1 pseudogene is annotated in these 2,151 nt (G+C 73.0%); it reads right to left on the bottom strand.

From position 1 onward, the window contains the following. Positions 1-62: 62 nt before the first annotated feature. Positions 63-2,151 (bottom strand): annotated as a pseudogene (gene pulA / locus SSOG_RS32620) (pullulanase-type alpha-1,6-glucosidase); the annotation flags it as partial.

The raw sequence follows: 2,151 nt of genomic DNA, 5'->3' as shown, positions 1-2,151 counted from the left end.
CCCGGTGCCCACGCCACCCTCAAGGGCCGCCTGAGGAACGGCGACCGGCTGACCGCTCTGCATTAGCGTCCGGCGGCTGCCGCGGCCTCGGCCGCGTAGACGGCGACCGTGCGGCCGGGCACGGTGAAGGTGCCGGTCGCGCGCTCGTACGTGGACGTCTTCACCGTCGCGTCGGAGCCGTGCGCCTGGACCGGGTGGAGGGCGTACGGGGTCCCGGCCAGGGCGGGGACGGTTTGCGACTGCCGGGACGGGGTGGCGTTGAAGACCACGACGAGCCGGTCGAGCCGCATGGTGATGACACCCGGCGTCTCTCCGGTCCCGGACAGCGGGAAGGACAGCGCGTCCTGCACCCCTTCCGCCGTGGCCTGGCTGAACGCCTTCTCGGTCGTGCGGATCCGCAGCAGATCCCGGTAGGCCCCCGAGGCGCCCGTGATCTCGGGGCAGCCGGGACGCGCCGCGGGGTTGGTCAACAGGGGCTTGGCGTACGCCCACTTGGGCTCGTTGTCGGCCGCCGGGGGCAGTCCCCGGCCGAAGCCGTTGCCGTCCTCGCAGGCCCAGTGGACGGCGTTGAACCAGTCGCCGCTGTCGTAGGAGTTGCGGTCCAGCGACTTGGAGCGCAGCAGATCGGTGCCGGCCTGGCTGAGTGCCGGGCCCTGGGAGAGGGTGGCGGTGGCCAGGGCCAGGACCTGCGCCCGGGCCCGGTCGGCGGCCGGGGTGGTGGCGGGCAGCTTGTAGGCGAGCGCGTCGTAGAGGGTCTCGTTGTCATGGGCGTCGGCGTAGGCGAGGGCGTCGCCGGGGGCGGCGGCGTAACCGGCCGGGGAGCCGCTGTAGTCGACCTCGGAGCCCTTGACCCGGCGTCCGCCGGTGTCGGTGAAGGTGTAGTCGGCGAGGTTGCCGGAGAGCCCGACCTTGATCAGGTCCTGGGCGTGCAGCAGCCGGGCCCGCTGCTCGTCCCGGCCGCCGTTGGCCGGTGAGCCGTTGGGGTCGGTGAAGAGGCCCGAGGCGAAGCCCTGGACGCGGGGGTCCTCGTCGAACGGCCCGCCGCCGCGCACCGCGTCCCGCGCCCGGTCGCTGAAGGTGGCGATGCCGGTACCGGCCATATGGCGCTGGGTGGCCTGGACGAAGCGGGCGTCGTCGGCCGCCTCGCCGAAGTTCCAGCCCTCGCCGTAGAGGATGATCGACGTGCCGTCCACCCCGTCCTTGGCGGGGGTCAGCGCGTCGAGCGCCTTGCGCACGGCCAGGATGTTGGCCTTGGGGTGGTGGCCCATGAGATCGAAGCGGAAACCGTCGACCTTGTACTGCCTGGCCCAGGTGACGAGGGAATCCACCACGAGCTTGCCCATCATCGCGTGCTCGGGCGCGGTGCCGGGGCAGCAGGTGGAGGTGGCCACACTGCCGCCGTCCAGCAGCCGCTGGTAGTAGCCGGGCACGATGCGGTCGAGGACCGACTTGTCGTCCTGTCCCGCCGCCACGGTGTGGTTGTAGACCACGTCCATGACGGTGCGCAGCCCGGCGTGGGCCAGCCCCTGCACCATCCGCCGGAACTCGCGGGTGCGGGCCGGACCGTCCGGGTCGCTCGCGTAAGACCCCTCCGGCACGGTGTAGTGCAGCGGGTCGTAGCCCCAGTTGTAGCCGTCCCTGTCGGCGGTCGCGGCCACGCACTTCTGCTGCTGGTCGGAGTCGGCGGGCAGGTCGGCCAGATCGCAGCCGGGCCGGGCCTGGTCGGACCGCCGCTCCGGGACGGTGCCGAAGTCGAAGGCGGGCAGGAGGTGGACGTACGAGGTGCCGGAGCGGGCCAGCCGCCGCAGGTGCCGCATCCCGTCCGAGTCCTGGTCGGTGAAGGCGAGGTACCGGCCGGGGTGGGCGCTGGTGCGGTCCGCGATGGAGAAGTCCCGGATGTGCAGCTCCTGGATACGGGCGTCGCGCGACGGGACGGCCCCGGGCTTCCTCAGCGAGTCCCAGCCGGCGGGGGCGAGCCGGGGATCGGCCAGGTCGGTGACCAGGCTGCGGGCGGAGTCGGCGGTCAGGGCGGTCGCGTAGGGGTCGGTGACCTCGTTGGTGACGGTTCTCCCGACGCTCGGCGCCCAGACCCGGACCCGGTAGCGATAGGGCTTGTCCCGCCAGCCGGAGGTGCCGGGTCACGCTCCACAC

The sequence above is a fragment of the Streptomyces himastatinicus ATCC 53653 genome, assembly GCF_000158915.1.
Classification (GTDB): Bacteria; Actinomycetota; Actinomycetes; order Streptomycetales; family Streptomycetaceae; genus Streptomyces; species Streptomyces himastatinicus.
The sequence above is the reverse complement of the archived record's forward strand: the minus strand, read 5'-3'. Positions and strand labels throughout refer to the sequence as shown.